The 15,770-nt window shown below is 58.8% G+C and carries 10 protein-coding genes and 5 pseudogenes; 10 read left to right on the top strand and 5 right to left on the bottom strand.

Annotated elements, in window-relative coordinates; all coding sequences use genetic code 11:
- The first annotated feature begins 89 nt into the window (after positions 1 to 89).
- From EOA33_RS00600 to EOA33_RS00570, 8 genes and pseudogenes are all read left to right on the top strand, one after another.
- The gene (locus EOA33_RS00600) at positions 90 to 1,034 is read left to right on the top strand and encodes a DMT family transporter (RefSeq protein WP_082826572.1); all 945 of its coding nucleotides are present in this window, start codon (positions 90 to 92) and stop codon (positions 1,032 to 1,034) included.
- The gene (locus EOA33_RS00595) at positions 1,031 to 3,013 is read left to right on the top strand and encodes an argininosuccinate synthase-related protein (RefSeq protein ID WP_063169298.1); all 1,983 of its coding nucleotides are present in this window, start codon (positions 1,031 to 1,033) and stop codon (positions 3,011 to 3,013) included. Before EOA33_RS00600 ends, EOA33_RS00595 begins: the two co-directional genes overlap by 4 nt.
- Before the next feature lie 221 nt (positions 3,014 to 3,234).
- The gene (locus EOA33_RS41275) at positions 3,235 to 3,462 is read left to right on the top strand and encodes an aminotransferase class III-fold pyridoxal phosphate-dependent enzyme (RefSeq protein WP_263485461.1); all 228 of its coding nucleotides are present in this window, start codon (positions 3,235 to 3,237) and stop codon (positions 3,460 to 3,462) included.
- Positions 3,423 to 3,671 (top strand): aminotransferase class III-fold pyridoxal phosphate-dependent enzyme, encoded by a 249-nt coding sequence (locus tag EOA33_RS41270; protein ID WP_063169297.1) that lies wholly within the window; start codon positions 3,423 to 3,425, stop codon positions 3,669 to 3,671. The genes EOA33_RS41275 and EOA33_RS41270 overlap by 40 nt, the downstream gene beginning before the upstream one ends.
- Positions 3,672 to 3,979: 308 nt before the next feature.
- Positions 3,980 to 4,214: pseudogene (locus tag EOA33_RS00585) on the top strand (aldehyde dehydrogenase family protein); the annotation flags it as partial.
- Positions 4,215 to 4,282: 68 nt separating this feature from the next.
- A pseudogene (locus tag EOA33_RS00580) lies at positions 4,283 to 4,938 on the top strand (IS630 family transposase); the annotation flags it as partial.
- A 101-nt stretch (positions 4,939 to 5,039) separates the two neighbouring features.
- Positions 5,040 to 5,699 carry a hypothetical protein gene (locus EOA33_RS40135; protein WP_063169296.1) on the top strand — a complete coding sequence of 220 codons (660 nt, stop codon included), beginning with the start codon at positions 5,040 to 5,042 and terminating at the stop codon, positions 5,697 to 5,699.
- A gap of 144 nt (positions 5,700 to 5,843) precedes the next feature.
- On the top strand, positions 5,844 to 6,044 hold the full coding sequence (locus EOA33_RS00570; protein WP_244514237.1) for a hypothetical protein: 201 nt from the start codon (positions 5,844 to 5,846) through the stop codon (positions 6,042 to 6,044).
- Positions 6,045 to 6,351: 307 nt separating this feature from the next.
- Here the strand turns inward: EOA33_RS00570 and EOA33_RS00565 are convergent, their stop codons facing one another.
- Together EOA33_RS00565 and EOA33_RS00560 are read right to left on the bottom strand one after the other, a co-directional pair.
- Positions 6,352 to 7,050, bottom strand: a complete 699-nt coding sequence (locus EOA33_RS00565; RefSeq protein WP_063169295.1) for an OmpW family protein — start codon at positions 7,048 to 7,050, stop codon at positions 6,352 to 6,354.
- 38 nt (positions 7,051 to 7,088) lie between these two features.
- Positions 7,089 to 9,249, bottom strand: a pseudogene (locus tag EOA33_RS00560) (prolyl oligopeptidase family serine peptidase).
- Between the two features lie 217 nt (positions 9,250 to 9,466).
- Between EOA33_RS00560 and EOA33_RS00555 the strand changes: the two are divergent.
- Positions 9,467 to 9,727 carry a hypothetical protein gene (locus EOA33_RS00555; RefSeq protein WP_095769041.1) on the top strand — a complete coding sequence of 87 codons (261 nt, stop codon included), beginning with the start codon at positions 9,467 to 9,469 and terminating at the stop codon, positions 9,725 to 9,727.
- Between the two features lie 93 nt (positions 9,728 to 9,820).
- Positions 9,821 to 10,021: pseudogene (locus EOA33_RS00550) on the top strand (SMC-Scp complex subunit ScpB); the annotation flags it as partial.
- Between the two features lie 161 nt (positions 10,022 to 10,182).
- Here the strand turns inward: EOA33_RS00550 and EOA33_RS38790 are convergent.
- The 3 genes and pseudogenes from EOA33_RS38790 to EOA33_RS00535 form a co-directional block, all read right to left on the bottom strand.
- Positions 10,183 to 10,419 (bottom strand): hypothetical protein, encoded by a 237-nt coding sequence (locus tag EOA33_RS38790; protein WP_063169293.1) that lies wholly within the window; start codon positions 10,417 to 10,419, stop codon positions 10,183 to 10,185.
- 116 nt (positions 10,420 to 10,535) lie between these two features.
- Positions 10,536 to 11,219, bottom strand: a pseudogene (locus EOA33_RS40130) (integrase); the annotation flags it as partial.
- A 243-nt stretch (positions 11,220 to 11,462) separates the two neighbouring features.
- Positions 11,463 to 14,996: an autotransporter domain-containing protein gene (locus EOA33_RS00535; protein ID WP_082826570.1), complete on the bottom strand. Its 3,534-nt coding sequence runs from the start codon at positions 14,994 to 14,996 to the stop codon at positions 11,463 to 11,465.
- Positions 14,997 to 15,770: the final 774 nt, after the last annotated feature.

Raw genomic sequence — 15,770 nt, 5'->3', positions numbered from 1 at the left:
ACTTGCGTTACCAAAAACAAGTACGCCGCGGCACGGATCGCCCAAGAGGCTGAACGACCTGATCTGTTTGACCCTCGCAGCAGGGGTGGATGGCTAACACAAAGGAAACTTTGAAGGTGGACGTTTTCGAAAGTTCTCCAATACCTGTCAGGAAAACACGGACGCCATCTTTCTCGGTGGATCTAGCCTTGCTGGGAGTCGCATTCGTTTGGGGGGCGAGCTATCCGGTCGGGAAAGGCGCACTGTTCTACGCGCCGGTTTCGATACTTGTTCTTTATCGCTTCCTGATTACTACGATCATTACGGCAGTGGCTGCAAGACATGAGATCGCATTGGTCTCCTGGGGCGATTTCATCCGCGGCTTCGCATTGGGAACAATACTTTTTTGCATCTTTATTGCTGAAACTTACGGCGTTGCATCGACAAGCGCAATGAACACGGCCTTGATCATATCGCTTTGTGTGATTTTCACGCCGAGCATCGACTATGGGCTATCACGGCGACTTCCACCTACGGGCATTTTGGCAAGTGCTGCCATAGCGTGCATCGGTGTCGGCATTCTCACTGGCGGGATCAGCAGGTTCAGCCCGGGTGACGCGCTTGTCTTGGGGGCCGCGATTCTGCGAGCGGTTATGGTCGTTTCCACCAAACGCCTTCTGGCCGGCCGGCAGATTTCATCTGCAGCCCTGACGGCCATCCAAGGATCGACGGTGGCAACACTTACTTTCGTTTTGGCCGTCGCTCAGTTCGGAATTTCAGGCCTTGTTGTGAGGGCCACCCTTCAGTTTTGGGGCGCTGTTGCCTTCCTTGCACTCTTCTGCACCCTCGCTGCATTCTACATTCAAAATGCCGCAGTGAGAAAATCCACACCGACACGGGTTGGCTTCTTGATGGGAACAGAACCTTTTTTTGGTTTCGTTCTAGCGCACCTTCTTCTGAATGAGCCTTTGACAGTACCGAGCTTGATAGGCGCAGGCCTCGTCCTCGCTGCGACGTTTGCTGGCATCTGGTTTGAGAGCAGGACATCCAAATGAACCCCATCTTGGCTTCCACCAAACCCGCCATCGGCGGCATTTCGAGTTTTGAAGATCTGGAGGCTTTTCCGGACCGAACCGCACCAGTTGCAACCATGTTCAGCGGCGGTCTCGACAGCACCTATCTTCTCTACAAGCTGCAAAGCCTTGGCTTTGCGAACATTGAAGCTGTCGCAGCGGATGTCGGAACGCGCATCGATCAGCCTTTGTTGGAACGGACGGCAGCCATGTTCGGCGCGCGCTTTGTCTGCCTCGAAGGGCGGGATGCCTTTGTCGAACAAGGCGTGAAATCAGCCATTCGAGCCCACGCCAAGTACCTTGGCATCTATCCGTTGAGCAGTTCGTTGAGCCGTCCCATAATCGCATCTTTGGTTGTTAATCATGCTAGGTCAATCAACTCACGGCTGGTTCTTCATACAGCAAACCTTTCTCAAAACAGTCTTCCGCGCCTTAACAATAGCATTAAGCGCTCAGGATTTTCCGGCAACTTCGGCAGTCCGTATGAATGCTCTGTGATATCCCGACAACAGAAGACCTCCGACCTGTCCAAGTGTGGAGCGACTTTTGTGGCGGACCGCACGTGGAGCGCGGACGAAAACCTCTGGTGTCGGGAATTCGAGTCGGGGCCTTTGGAAGATCCCGAGAACTTTTCCATCCCCGAGGAGGCATTTGCTTGGACGCGCCACATTCCCGCAGAGCAGCCGGTAGAGATCAAACTCGGGTTTGCAGACGGAAGTCTCGTGTCAATTGATGACCGTGATGTTGCATTGGTCGACGCAATCCCGTTCCTGAATAACACGGTCGGCAAATTCGGGCACGGCCGCTTTGTCGGGCTTGAACACATCACAACCGGCCAAAAGGTTCTCGAAGTCCGCGAGGCCCCTGCCGCGGCCATTATCTTCGACGCGCTGCGTCACCTCGAAACCGCTTCTCTTGACGTGGCATCAATCGTTTTGAAGCAAGGGCTTGAGCAAGCCTGGTCCCAAGAGGCGGTTTCAGGTGCATGGGGCAGTACTATTCACCAGATGTGCGAACGGGCCATTGCATCCGCCCTCGAGGGCGTTAGCGGGAGCGTCAGCTACATAGTCGATCACACACGCTTTTTACCTCGGTCGATCCGAGCCAGGACGCCGAGATACATTAGGGACCGCGACCTTTGGGAATACCAAGCCGCAACCCACATAGCGTTGTCCAAAGCGTTCCGTCCTCGCCAAGTCACCAAAAGGGAGACACCCGTGGAAAACAACGCACCCCAGGCGCCGGCCAACCTCAGTCAACAATGCACTGACGGTCTGGTGACAAATGGATGGTGGTTTTCAAAAGGCGAGCGCGCCGAAGCCTGCTTTGGCATCGAAATTGATGCAGCCTGGAAGAACTTTGCTGACCATTGGAATCGACTTCTTCTCGATGAATACATGCGTGACGGCGGAACATATCGTTACCGGCGCTATAGCGCTTTTGAATATGACGCGACTGACGGAATCTTTAGGCTCCTACCCCACGCCCCCTACGAACAATCAAAAAGTGTCAATCATCTGAATGGCGGCTTCAAGCGCCACTTCGAGCCCCTTGAAAACTCCTTTATAGACCATCCCGTCTTAGAAAAGATTCTGACAGGTTTCTGCAGAATTCTATGTGAAGCCGCCCGACATGATCGTTGGAATATCAAGATCCATCCCTACCGGATTGTCGCGCGCGATGGTGTAAATGGCAAACCGGCACCCGAGGGCCTTCACCAGGACGGGGTGGACTTCATTGCTTGCTATATGATTGGGCGGGTCAACGTCACCGGCGGCATGAGCATGATCACCGACGCCTCAAAGGAGTTCCTCGGCGAGGTCGAAATGAACTCCCCGAATGATTTTGTGATCTGCAACGACCGCGAAACCTTTCACGATGTATCGTCGATTGTGGCCGAAAACCTGAAAATGCCGTACGCTTATCGCGACGTCCTTGTGATCGCCTTCGAGAAATTATAACGCCCAGCGCGCCGAGAGCATTTTCAACAAGGTTCAATACTGCTTGGTATCCTCTCGGGTGTTCCTGGTGCGGGAACAATGCAGGATTAATTTCTTGCATCTAAACACCTAGATAGCAGTTTCGCCTCTCTGGTATGATGGTTTTTGGCCTCGCGGATCTCGCGTAATACGAATGACCGTGGACACCCCCGATCTTCGCAAGAAAGTGAGAAATTATCCTCATGCTGTCCGACGAGGTGGTCTGCGGCTTCGGAGGCACCGGGAACTGGTTTGGTAGCCAGACATTTGGGATGGAACCGGACATGCTCTCGATCGCCGGGGGGCTTTCATCCGGTCACCTGCCCATTGGCGGCGTCATTATCTCGACAAGATTTATCAATGCGCCGCTGACGAGGCCCACAAGGTCGGCGTGTTCGGTCACGGTTTCACCTACTCCGGTCATCCGGTGATAGCGGCCGTCGCCGCCGAGGCGATCAGGATCTACAGCGAGATCGATTTCGTGACCCAGGCGCGTCGTCTCGGCGATCACTTGCATGGAGCCCTCGCGGACGCGCTCGGCGACCATCCGCTTGTCGGTGAAGCCCGCGGCCGCGGCTTCATCGCGGGGGTTCAGATCGTCGAGGATCGTGCGCCCGTCGCGTCTTCGCGCCCGAGCTGAGGATCGGCGATGTCGAGCGGCGGTGCCGCGAGCACGGCGTCATGATCCGCAATATGGGAGACGTGCTTGGAATCTGTCCGCCCTATATAATCACCGAAAGCGAGATCGACCCCTTGGTTGACGGCATTCGTTCTGCACTCGACGGCGCCGCTGCTGCGAATTCCCGGGTCGGTCGGGTGGCATGAGTTCCAGCATTAAGACCGACTGCTTCACTTCAGTGGATATTATCGAGCAAACGCTCACCCGAGGGGTGCACTTCATCCGTGTCCGGTACAAAACGTCACCCATGTCTCAGGTCGGGCACGCCGCTCGCCAACGACACCGAGTTCGGCCTCGCGGCCTACTTCTACACCGGCGATCTCGGTCGCGCCTTCCGCGTGATGGAAGGACTGAAGTACCGGCGTCAATGAAGGCCTGATCACCACGCCGGAGGTGCCGTTCCGCGGCGTCAAGGAATCGGGCCTCGGCAAGGAAGGCGGCCTCCAGGGCATCGTGGATTATCTCGACACCAAACATGTCTGCATCGGCGGTCTCGGCGTCTAGTGGTTCCCGCCTGACATAGGAGTCCAATCAGAGATTCCCTTTCTGGCCTGCGCGTGCGAGTCTGGCGCATGCGCACAGGAAGATCGTTCACCGTTTCGTCGGCCGATCGCGTCCGTCTGACGGCGCTGATCAGGGATCGCAACGCCCCGCAAAAGCATGTCTGGCGCGCCGAGATAGTGCTTTTGCCCGCCGACGGCGTCGGCACCGGCGAGGTCATGCGCCGCATCGGCAAGTCGAAGACCGACGTCTGGCGCTGGCAGGAGCGCTTTGCCGCGGAAGGCTGTGACGGGCTGCTGCGCGACAAGACGCGACAGTGGCGCATTCCGCCGCTCGGTCCCGATGTCGGCGAGCGCGTCGTGGCACTGACGCTTGCCGATCCGCCGGGCGAGAGGACCCACTGGACCGCCGACATGATGGCGCAAGCCGCCGCAATCAGCGCCAGCGCCGTCAGGCGCATCTGGAAGGCGCATGGTCTCGCACCCCACCGCTGGCGCCAGGTTCAAGCTCTCCAATGATCCGAAGTTCGTCGACAAGTTGCGCGCCGTCGTCGGCCTCTATCTCGATGCGCCGGCCCATGCCATCGTTCTGTCGGTCGATGAAAAGAGCCAGATCCGGCGCTCGACCGCACCCACCCGGCCTGCCGATGAAGAAGGGGCGGCTCGGTACGATGAGGCACGACTACAAGCGCAACGGCACCACCACCCTGTTCGCCGCCCTCAACGTCCACTATTGTCCCGTTGACGAGAATATCATCTTAGTTGCTTGTAAAAATTTGTTCTCCACTTCCGTCTCCATCGTATCTCAGTCAACGCGATGGAGCAGGAAATGACTACAAACATTGTGAAACTGGAAGAAGGCAGGGCAATCGGCTCTAATCGTGACGTGCCGCTGTCAGATCATGAGGCGGAAGCCCTAGGGCATCTTGCGGTGGCGCTGAGTGGCATTTCGACGACCATTCGGTCCGCCGCCTACAAACACGCGCTAAACTCTAGTCACGCGATGAAGCCCCTAAAGGAGACGGAGGACGCGCTTACCGACTACGACGCCTTGGCGAGGGCGGCGGGCCGAAAGCAGCCGAAAGCGGCGGAGGAGGACGACAGGAAGGGGGACGCCCTAGCGAGAGAGGCCGCCGCACAGGTCAGCAGGGTCGATCAGACCCGATCTTCCCGCTGGAGCAGACCGCGAAGGGTACCGGTGGCATCAACGGACTACGTTCGGCAGGTGGTCATGGCAGATAGTCAGCTTGGAGCAGTGTCGGCACTGGTAAACGCGCGGCGAGTGGCTCCAGAACGCTTCCATGCTTCTGTTCCCAGTGTAGATAATAATCCGGATGCTCCGCTTCTGACCTCTTTTTCGGACTATCTGAGCAGGGTGTGCGGACTGGAGTCAAAGTCCCGCGAAGGCGTTCTCCTGGGCAGCCGCCGCTTTCTGGATTGGTTCCATCACCACCATTCCCGGCCAAGCCCTCGGCGCGTTGACGGCTGAGCATGTCCTTGCCGCTGTCGAACATCGGCTGTCACTATCGGCGACCTCCGGTACCCGCACCGGCAGCAACTTCTCACATCGTATTGGGCTGGCCACCACGACCAGAATCTCGCGCGCGTCGTCCCCAGGACGCCCCACTGGCGTTTGGCTCATCTAACCCTCGAACTCGGCTACGGCCCGTCGACGGTCTTCTTCACATGGGTCGGATTCGACGAAATGGACGAGGTCACAGGCGACGGCCATGCTGAACTGCTCGACGACGGCTCCATCGACATCACCTTCTATCACAACGGCGACGAGGCAATCCTCAAGGCCAAACGGGACACTTCTTCAACGGCCTGCTAGGAGATCCGTGTTCGCCTTGCGCTGACAAAGAAGCTCACACATGACGTCCGGGAGACGATGCTGGCAAATGGTCTGGCTGAAGCATTCCACCCACAATACCAAAGCCCGTCCCGATCCAAAGCGCTTCTAAGCACTCCACCTCAGGCGCAAGGCCGGTTGGCCAGTGCATCTTCTTGGTCCGCCGGAAGAGAACCCCGCCCGACAATAGCTTCATGAGGTCTTGCGCTGCAGTGTCGACCGTAAAAAAGGGCGCGCGAGGCGCCCTTCATTTAAACCGGCAGTCGGGAAGCAGACTTCACTCTGATATTCAAAAGCGGTAGGTGACACCTGCGCCTATCAGCCAGGGATCGAGCTCCGCCTTCCCCGTCAGCTTCGCGCCGGTCACCGTGACGTCGAAGTCCGGCTTCAGGAAAAGCTTCTTCACGTCGAAGTTGAGGCCCCAGTGCTGGTCCACCATGTAGTCGAATCCGACCTGCAGCGCCGTGCCGAACGTGTTCTTCACCTTGAGAGCATCAGCGCTGCCAGTGTCCTGGTTGTAGAAGATCGTGTAGTTCACGCCGGCGCCGACATAAGGCTTGAACGCGCCGAGATCGGTAAAATGGTACTGCAACGTGAGTGTCGGCGGCAGCAGCCAAACTTTGCCGATGTTGCCCAACCCTCCGATCGTCCCTTGGCCCGCGATGTTGGCATAAGTGGTACCGAGTATGAGTTCGGCGGCGATGTTGTCGGTGAAGAAATACGAGATATCGAGTTCCGGCGTCACCGTGTCCGAATACGAAAGACCGGAGCCGGGAAGCGTATCAACGTAGCCCAGATCTTTCGTAACGACGCCCAACGCCCGCAGGCGGACCTGCCAAGGGATTGGCGCTTCGGTGACCGAGGCTCCCGTCTCCGCCAGGACGGTCTCTGCTTGCGCAGGCTCCGCGGCGACGGCCTGCTGTCCCACCATGATCAGGGCCACCGCCGCTGCTGTTGCCCGCGCTACGCCCATTCGCGTTCTCGCCATGAGATTCACTCCTTGATGTTCAGAAAGGATGCACTGCACTATTTCGTCTCCTGCTCGAATGAATTGTTGATGGACCTCAAATGCCCCTCTTGCGTTGCAACGCGTTCCGCCGTCTCCGGAGGGTGATCGTTGAAGCCGATTGCGCTGCGGAGAAAATTGGTGCCTAGACTGATGAATGCGGCTTGCTCCCGATTGTCCTCGCCGCAGCCGTGCCCGCCTGCGCTGGCCTCGTAGAAGTAAGCGGGATAGCCAAGAGCCTGCAGTTTTGCGGCCATCTTGCGCGCATGGCCCGGATGGACGCGGTCGTCGCGTTTCGTGGTGGCGATCAGGATAGGCGGATAGGGCTGTCCCGGCGCTGCGGCGTGATAGGCGGAGATTTCCTTCAGGAAAGCCCAATCGTGAACCTTGTCCGGATCGCCATATTCGTCGATCCAGCTCGCGCCCGCCAAGAGCTTGGTGTAGCGACGCATGTCGATAAGCGGTGCTGTGCAGAACAGAGCCCCGAAATGCTCAGGATAGCGGGTCAGCATGTTTGCGATCAGCAGGCCGCCATTTGAGCCACCCTCGGCGGCAATCCGCCTCGGCAGGGTGATGCCCCTTCGCACGAGGTCGGAGGCAACGGCGGCGAAATCGTCGTGGGCGAGACGCTTGCCCTCCCTGCGCCCGGCTTCGTGCCAGCGGGTGCCGAACTCGCCGCCGCCGCGGATGTTCGCCTCGACACACGTGCCGCCGCTCGAGCCACAGCTTGCCCAGCGGGGAGTTGTAGTAGGGCAGGAATGATACGCCGAACCCGCCATAAGCGGAAAGGTGAATCGGAGCATCTCCGTTCCCGTTCGCCGGACCAACCTGCGTATAGGGGATCAGCTCATGATCGATAGAGACTGCCTCGTGGCGCGTGACCACCAGTCCGGATGCATCGAAATTCTCCGGGCTGCGCTTCAGGATTGCTGAAGCGCTGAGAGACGGCGCGGCATTCAGATCGAACAGCAAGAGCTGCGGCGGCGTGATCGGATCCTGAGCACAGATCAGGACCTCTCCATTGGTCTCGTGAACTGCCGCATCGAATGACCAGACGTCGACAGTACCTTCGGCGGGCAGGGTGTTCAGGACTCGGCGCGTCCATTCCTGGTGGCCGGGAGTGAACATCTCGAAACGCGGTGCGAGATTGACGAGGTAAGAGATAATGAGCTTCCCGTCATTCCAGAAGAATGACTGCATGGAGCGCCTTTCCCCTGGTTGAAACAGGGTCTCAAAAAGGCGTCCGCCGGCGAGGAAAGTGGAAAGCGAGATGACGATCAGCGCGTCGGCGGGATGGGTGGTGCCTCCCACCGTCCAGGGCTTGCGCGGCCTTACCGCCAGCCAGTCGCCGAAGACCCGCCACGACGCGTCGCGAGGAAGATCGATCTGCCTCCTCGGCCCGCTCCTATCGCCGATCCAGCTGATCTTCTCGAAGAAGGCCGGCTGCTCGATGAACCAAAGGCGCTCGCTGCGGCCGGTGCGGTCCGAATGACCAGACACTTGGAAGCTTTCGAACCCGGCCTCGAAGATTGCCGGCGTGGTGAGGGGATCCGCGTCACGCTTCCACAGTCGAACTGTGCGCGCATAGCCGGAGCGGGTGGCCATGCCATTACCAAGCGCACTGGAAAGCAGAAGCGTGTCAGGGTCCAGCCAATTAACGTAGCCTTTGGCCTCGGGGAGGTTGAAGCCGTCGGCGACAAAGCTCAGAGAAATCAGGTCGAATTCGCGATGCACGACCGCGTCGCTGCCGCCGCGCGACAGGCGCAGAACGGCTCTTTCCCGTCTCTCCGGCTCGATGGACGCGCCGTCCCAGATCCAGTCCTCTCCGTCGCTAGCCGCGAGAGCATCCAGATCGAGCAGTAGCTCCCATTGGGGATCCGCCTTCATGTAGGCGGCAAGGGTGGTCCGGCGCCACAGTCCGCGTGGATTACCGTCATCTCGCCAGTAATTGTAGAGGTACTGACTACGGCGCGCGATCAGGGGAAGATTGTCGCGATTGTCGAAAATGGCTGTCAGAGCCGCGCGGTCGCGCTCGAACTGCGTTCCACCGAAGTGCTTCAGAGTCCTTGCCGATTGGCCGGCGGCCCAGGCAAGTGCCCGCTCGCCCTCTACATCTTCAAGCCAGACATAGGGATCGTCGTCGGGAGCATCAAGCGTTGGACGGACATCAAATGCGTTCATGTCCGGACAGCCTTCAGAAAGAAGGGATAGAGGCTTCCGTCGGCTCGGGAACGCTCAGTGTCGGTAGCGGCGCCCACATGTTCGAAAAGCGTGATCATTGATGAGTTCTTCCAGTCGGTGCGGCATCGCAGTGCTTTTGCGCATAGGGCCGCAACCTTCGTGCCAACTGGGAAAATCGTTTCGGAACAATGCGATCGCTCTGGAAGCGTTGTGTCACATGTCCGACATCGTCGAGAATCCGACAACGAGTGCTCCTCCTAATCACCGGATCAACCTCCGGCGCCAGTCGTGGACACTGTGCAGAACTCGAGAAGTGAAGCTCATTGGAGTGAACCTGGTTGACGCCCAACATCTTCGCTCTGGAGCGCTTCACGCACACGGATTCATGGCAGACACCATGATGCGATCGATGCTGTTAGAGACCAAGCTGGCTGCGCCTGTGAGTTTCAGCCGCCAGCTGGAAGCAGCGGAGTTCTGAGGAGAAGGGTGGGGGGCCCAAGCCCTGCCGCAATCTTGGCCTGCACCGTCCCCTTGATTGTTGTGGGTCAACGTCTGCCTGCCCGCTGAATTTGGCACGCCTTACACCTACGTCACGACCAAGACCTTCCTGTTGCACTTCGGCCTCGACACACTGCGGGATTTGCCCGATTTCGAGGCGATTGAGGTTGCCGCGCTGCTCAGCAAGGAGAAGCTGCTGGCGGGCGATACTCCCATCGGGCTGGTGAGTGGTGGAGGAGGTGAGGAGCGACACTCCAAGGCCAGGACGGGCTAGCGCAGCAGATACATGGAAGTAATCGCTTGATATGAGCGGTTGAGAGTCGAATCAGGGAACTATGCGATCACTATCGATAAGAGGTGGCAATATCGATCGTGATTGTATCGGGCCACTCTACGGCGAAGGAGGCGGCAACTTGTGTCTCCGACCCGAAACGATTACCTTGCGGCCATTATGAGCAAGCATTTGGCATCCGTCTTGACGACGTGAACGCGCCCTGCAGCGTACAGCTGGACGACGCGGCGCTGGCCGATTGCTTTGCGGATCTCGATTTGGCCAAGCAGCATCCCGCTCATGTCAGCGCCTTTCTCGGCGAGGTCCCTCTCGCCCAGCAAGTCGAGTTCGCAACCGCGCACCACATTCGCGGTCGACGAGATGAAGGCTTTTGCCGCCAAGTTCTCTGCCTGGTCCGGCGAAAGCTATCCGCTCGCCGCATAATGGCTGGACATGATAGCCGACGCCCGTCCCGAATGGCGGCGGCTTTTTCGTATTATATCGACCTGATCGACAAGATGCGGCGGAACAGGGGTCCACGTGCGATGCGGCCAAAGCGGATCCAGCTCTCGAGCGCGACTACGGGGTAGGTGTGGTCGCTGGAGCCGCGGCCGACCTCGACCTCGCGCCAGCCGGTCTTGCCGCGCAGGGTGACCAGCAGCCCTTGCCGTCAAAAATCTCGATCCAGCTGGCGCCATCGCTGTTGTCGTCGCGCATGACGTCGAGACCGACGATCTCGGAGCGCCGCAGGCCGCCGCCACAGCCCAGGAGCAAAATAGCGCGGTCGCGCAGGCCCTGAGGTCGTGGCCGAGCGTGGCGATCATCGCCAGCAGATCGTCGCCAGGACCGCCTCTTTCTGCCGCGGTGGCTTTGCGTGCTTGCGGCGAATGCCGGCAAGAACCTTATAGATATGCCGCTCCGCGCGGTCCAACGGCCGGCCGCGCTGGGTAAAGTTCCAGGCGAGGCCGGAAAGCCGCCGCTCGATGGTCGCAAACTAAAGGGCAGGGGCGCCACGCTTCGGATCGCCGGCGGCGGTGCCCGAGGCACAGGCGCTGATATTGAGCCTGATCACCTTCGAGCCCGGAGGCAGGGGATCGAAGCCAGCGCGCCGGCACCAGGAGGAAAAATGCCGCCAATCCTTGGGGTAGGCGTCGCGCGTGTTCTCCGAGGTGGCGTTGTAGCCCCTCGCGGTCTCGACCAGTTCCTGGACATGCGCCGGGACTCTTTGAGCCGGGTCTCCATCTCCTTGTAGAGCTTGTCAAGCTCGCCATCGACTGGCTTCAGGTCGTCGATTGAACATTGCGTCATCATAGGCTTTGTGCCTTGTTGTAGCAGGCATCGTCCGTTCGCGCGGCGGACACAGACATCACCGTCGCTGAGCCGAGAACGACGGTAAAAGAAAATGCACTCACTGACTTCATAACCAATCTCTTTTGCGGGTGATTTAGAAACGGACGCCGAGCTTGGCGCTGAACCCGTGTGTCTGGGCATCCGAGGCGATCTGTCCCTGATAGGCGATGCCGAACGTCGCGTTCTCGGTGATGTTTACGTCAAGCCCAGCTTCGAGCAGAGCTGCGTTCTTTGCGATCGGCACGCCCTTGATGGCGAAGGAGGAACCGCCAGCAAAGGCAAGAGCGGTATCCGGCCTGACGTCGCCGAAGGCGTGGCGCCAGCCAAGACCGCCGCGCGCGGTAGCAGTCACGGTGCCGAGGGTCAGTACCGTCGACGCACGCAGACCTAGCGTGGTAAACGCCGTGTCGCTCGAGCGATCCCCGCTCGACAAGGCGGCTGCGCCGCCATTCTCGGTGAAGCCATCGGCGTCAAAATTCACATAAGCGAGATTAGCGTAGGGCTCGAAGGAAGCCGAAGCCGTATTGATACGGTAGCCGAGCTCGCCAAAGGCCTGGAACGTGCCGGCGTCGTAATCGGCCGAAAGGCTGTCGGCGAAGCCTGGAAAGACCACGGACCTGCCGGTCTCGATGCTGTGCCAGGTATAGGCAAGGCCGGAACGAAAACCGAGATTGCCGTTCTGCGTGCCGGCAAAAAGACCGAGATGGTAATTCTCGCTCGAGCCCGACGACGCGCGATCGTCCGCCTCCAAGGAGGTATGGCTGTAGCCGCTGATGAGGCCGAGCCGCCAGCTTTCGCCGACAGCCGCGTCACCGCCAGCCAGAAAGCCGCCTGTCGAGTGATCGAGACCGGCGGCATTGCCGTCGCTGTCGAGATGACCCCAGGCGCCGAAGCCACGGCCCCATACGGCGAAATTCTCACTCGTTGCCGGGGCCAGTTCCAGACCACCCAGCCCATAAGTCATCACCGGAACGCTGGAGGCACCGACGCCGTCGAACGCCGCACGGATCCGTTCGCTCGCGGCATCGCGTACAGAATGACTGTCCTCGATGAGGCCGCTATGAATGGAAGCATGAACCTCGCCTGATAGCATATCGAAAGCGTTGCGGGCTTCCGGCGCCGTCAGGAACAGGATGTTGTCCTGGATCGGATTACCGCTTCCAAGCGCCTGAGCCGCTGCGGCGACCGAGCGTTGATTGAAGGTGCTGGCTACATCGGCAAACGCCGTCGATGTGCGGCTGATATCGAGATAGACATTGTTGGCATCGTAGACGAGCTGGAAATCGACGAAGGGCGTCGCGTCTGTCGCCAGAGCCCCCGTCAGCCCGCCATAGGTGCCGCTTACGCCGCCTGCTGCGGAGAGCAGAGTATATCGGGCATCGACCGATAGCGTTCCCTGCCGCAGCAGCTCGATCTGCGCGCCGCTGTCGATCGCCGCTGCTCCGCCAACATCGATGAGATCGGACGACCTTGCGAGGTCGACCTGATAGATCGATCCGGACTGCTGCGCGAAATCGCCCGTGACAGTCAGTGTGGTGACGATCCTGCTCGGATCGGTCGCACTGCCAGGAGCGACCGTGCCGCCCTCGGAAATGGTGACCGCACCGTAGGTGCCGCCGCCTGCGACGACACCGCCGCTGTTTGCGATAGCCGTGCCCCCGATCTGCCCGTCATTCCCGAGAAAGCCGGACGTGGTCGCATCATGGGAAAGCACACCTGTATCGGCAAGCAGCAATCCCGCGCCGGAACCGACCGTCGTCATGCCGGAAAAATTGTTCTTTCCGCTCAGCGTTTGCACGCCACCGGCAACGAATAGTTTGCCGCCCATATTATTGTTATCAACGTCGAGGTCGTTGATGCTGCCGGCGAACGTGTCGTTCGAATCCGTTAGCACCAGGGTACGCTTGCCCAGTTCGACCGTTCCGCTGCCACTCAGGCTACGAATACGGGCATCGTTGTAGGCGTCGGAGATTCCCCAATAGTCGCTGCCATTTCCATGTTCGGAGATATCGAACGTGCCGTCTGCAACGACTTTCGCTGACCGTTGGATGTTGCCGAGCCCCGCAAGCGAGAGATAGGCATCCTGAGCAATATTCGTCTCGCCGGTGTAGGTGTTGACATTCGTCATCCGGACCACCGTCTTTGTATCAAGCGTCAGCGATCCGGAGCCGGAGACGACACCCGCTATGCCGAACCCGCCCTCATTCCCCATGCTCGTCGTGATCCTGCTCAGACCGGTCCCTTCGGGTGCGGATGAATCGGTAGAGAAGTTGCTGGCAGTGACGAAATGTGACGTATAAGCGGTATACTTCTTCTCCAGATCGAAAATGACCGATCTGTTTTTGAAGAAGTCAAGACCGGCAACAAAACTGGTCTGGTCATTGGGTTGTTCCGTCGTGCCGCTGGTGTAGGTGAAGTCGATATTGTCCAGCCTTACCGGATCGCCATCCGTTCCTGCGATTGTAACGCTCGGGATGTTGCCCGATGCGCTTACGATCTCGCGTTGCTCATTTCTCCGAACATTTTTAAGTTTGACGCCCGCATCCTGAAATTGCTTCAGCATCGCATCACTGATCTCCAGACTGCCACCGCCCGGTGTGCCGGTGTCGAGCAATACCGCGGTCTTGTTGGGGTCGGTGATTGGTGGGGCTCCATCCTTAACCGTGTACTGCAGATTGTAGCTGCCTTCGTATTCGGTCGAGGCATTGGCGCCAGAGCCAGGAAAATTCTGATAAGAATCCTGATCTTTTTCCTCGGGTTCTCCCCATGGCATGGCATTAGTATATTGGGCCCGGAGGCTTGGATTGAGGTTGACAATCGTGCAGGGGGAACAGCCAGGCGTTTGGTCGCTCTCGGAATCCGGATTCACATTGGCGGAGACCACGTAGCCAGACCTGGTGACACTGCCCATCATGCCCCAGACACTTGTCTTGCCAAGAAAATCGCCGGCCCCGAATGTACCTGCGAAATCGCCGCCTTCGTCTGCCATCTTGCCAGCGGTCATTTTCGCCCGCTGCTCCTTATCGGCGTGATAAGGTTCTTGGAGATCCTGACCATACATATCTTTAAGTCCATCCGTCACGGATCCCGGCGTGCACTTAAGATTGTTGTCCTTGCAATACGCATGGGTATAGACAAAATCGAGAATGCGAGCAGCCCGGTATTTCTTATCGCTTACAGACGGCCCGTCGATTGTTATCTTTTGATCTGGATCGACATATGTAAATTTATCAATTTCCACGTTCTGAAGCTTATTACCATACGTTCCGTCCCCGTACGTATATACGTAAGGCGTGTCGGCAATCGGGCGGACCCCGGTCACCTCTGACCCGATCTGCGTGTTGAGCTGGTCCGAGCCCGTGTCGAATACGTATCGCTGCGCGTTGCCATTGTTGATCTTGGCCCAGATGCCCAGGCGGTCATGGCCTTCCCCGACATACTCCAGCGGGATCGAAATCGGGTCGTCGGCCAACGCTTCTCCAGTTGGAAATGCTACCAGACCCACCCCGAGAGACACAGCCGGCAGGAATACCGTCGTCATCGCGGTGGTTGCCGCCAGAAAGTTCTTTGTCCTGAAACAAGCCTGCATACCTGGTCCTCGAAAAAGTCTCGCAAACTGATTGTTCATTGGAACGGCCTCCTGAATTGTTTAACGAGACCCTTTATGGCGGCCCTGGCTGACAACAGCCTGAAAGCTGCAAGCGGCCTGCGAGAATGGGGCGATCCTGAATGACGACAGGTGCTGTCAACAATGGATGAGTGCTCGGCCTGAAAGCTGAGCACGCTTTATGCTCAGGCTGCTGACAAGGCCAAAGCAGCGTAAGTGCGGAGTGAAATCCAAGGTCCACATGGGTCGTCGCGCTTCCCGTGCGCCTGGGAAGGCGCCGGCCCGGCCAAGCTTTCCCAGATCGTCCGGATGGCGCACAAGATACCGGTTCAGGTCGATCGAGATGGAGGCCGAGGCGTATGCCAAGGCGGTCGACTGCCTGACGAAAGATCAGAATGCGTCGCTGGCGCTCTACGATTTCCGCCGGCAGCGAGCTCAGCTCCTGCCGGGCATCCGTGTTTACTGGCGACGAGACACAAGATGTGCCCAAATTGCCACCAGACCGTCACCTGCGATGAGTTTCGGCAACTGATTTTGTCCTTTCAATCGTCGCCACTTCCTGGCCGCGGCCAACATGGGCCACTCGAAGGCAGCAGACTGGCGGCTATATGGACGGGCTGTGAGCCCGCACCGGAGACATTGGCGAAATCTACGATCTCTATAGCAACGTCAAGGAGAAGCGCGAGGTGTTGCAGATGTGGTCAAATCACATCGAATGGCTGATCAAGCAGGCTGCGGATGACGCTCTGGCGGCGTAGCTGCTGGCATGGGCGGAAGATGCGGCGCAACAATCGT

Source organism: Mesorhizobium sp. M4A.F.Ca.ET.050.02.1.1 (genome assembly GCF_003997725.1).
Taxonomy (GTDB): Bacteria; Pseudomonadota; Alphaproteobacteria; order Rhizobiales; family Rhizobiaceae; genus Mesorhizobium.
This window is presented reverse-complemented; position numbering and strand designations above follow the sequence as displayed.

What these genes read in the sequence shown, in the direction of transcription:
- EOA33_RS00600 (WP_082826572.1), top strand. Translation starts at nt 90, where the DNA reads ATGGCTAACACAAAGGAAACTTTGAAGGTGGACGTTTTCGAAAGTTCT.
- EOA33_RS00595 (WP_063169298.1), top strand. Translation starts at nt 1,031, where the DNA reads ATGAACCCCATCTTGGCTTCCACCAAACCCGCCATCGGCGGCATTTCG.
- EOA33_RS41275 (WP_263485461.1), top strand. Translation starts at nt 3,235, where the DNA reads ATGCTGTCCGACGAGGTGGTCTGCGGCTTCGGAGGCACCGGGAACTGG.
- EOA33_RS40135 (WP_063169296.1), top strand. Translation starts at nt 5,040, where the DNA reads ATGACTACAAACATTGTGAAACTGGAAGAAGGCAGGGCAATCGGCTCT.
- EOA33_RS00565 (WP_063169295.1), bottom strand. Translation starts at nt 7,050, where the DNA reads ATGGCGAGAACGCGAATGGGCGTAGCGCGGGCAACAGCAGCGGCGGTG.
- EOA33_RS00555 (WP_095769041.1), top strand. Translation starts at nt 9,467, where the DNA reads ATGTCCGACATCGTCGAGAATCCGACAACGAGTGCTCCTCCTAATCAC.
- EOA33_RS00535 (WP_082826570.1), bottom strand. Translation starts at nt 14,996, where the DNA reads ATGAACAATCAGTTTGCGAGACTTTTTCGAGGACCAGGTATGCAGGCT.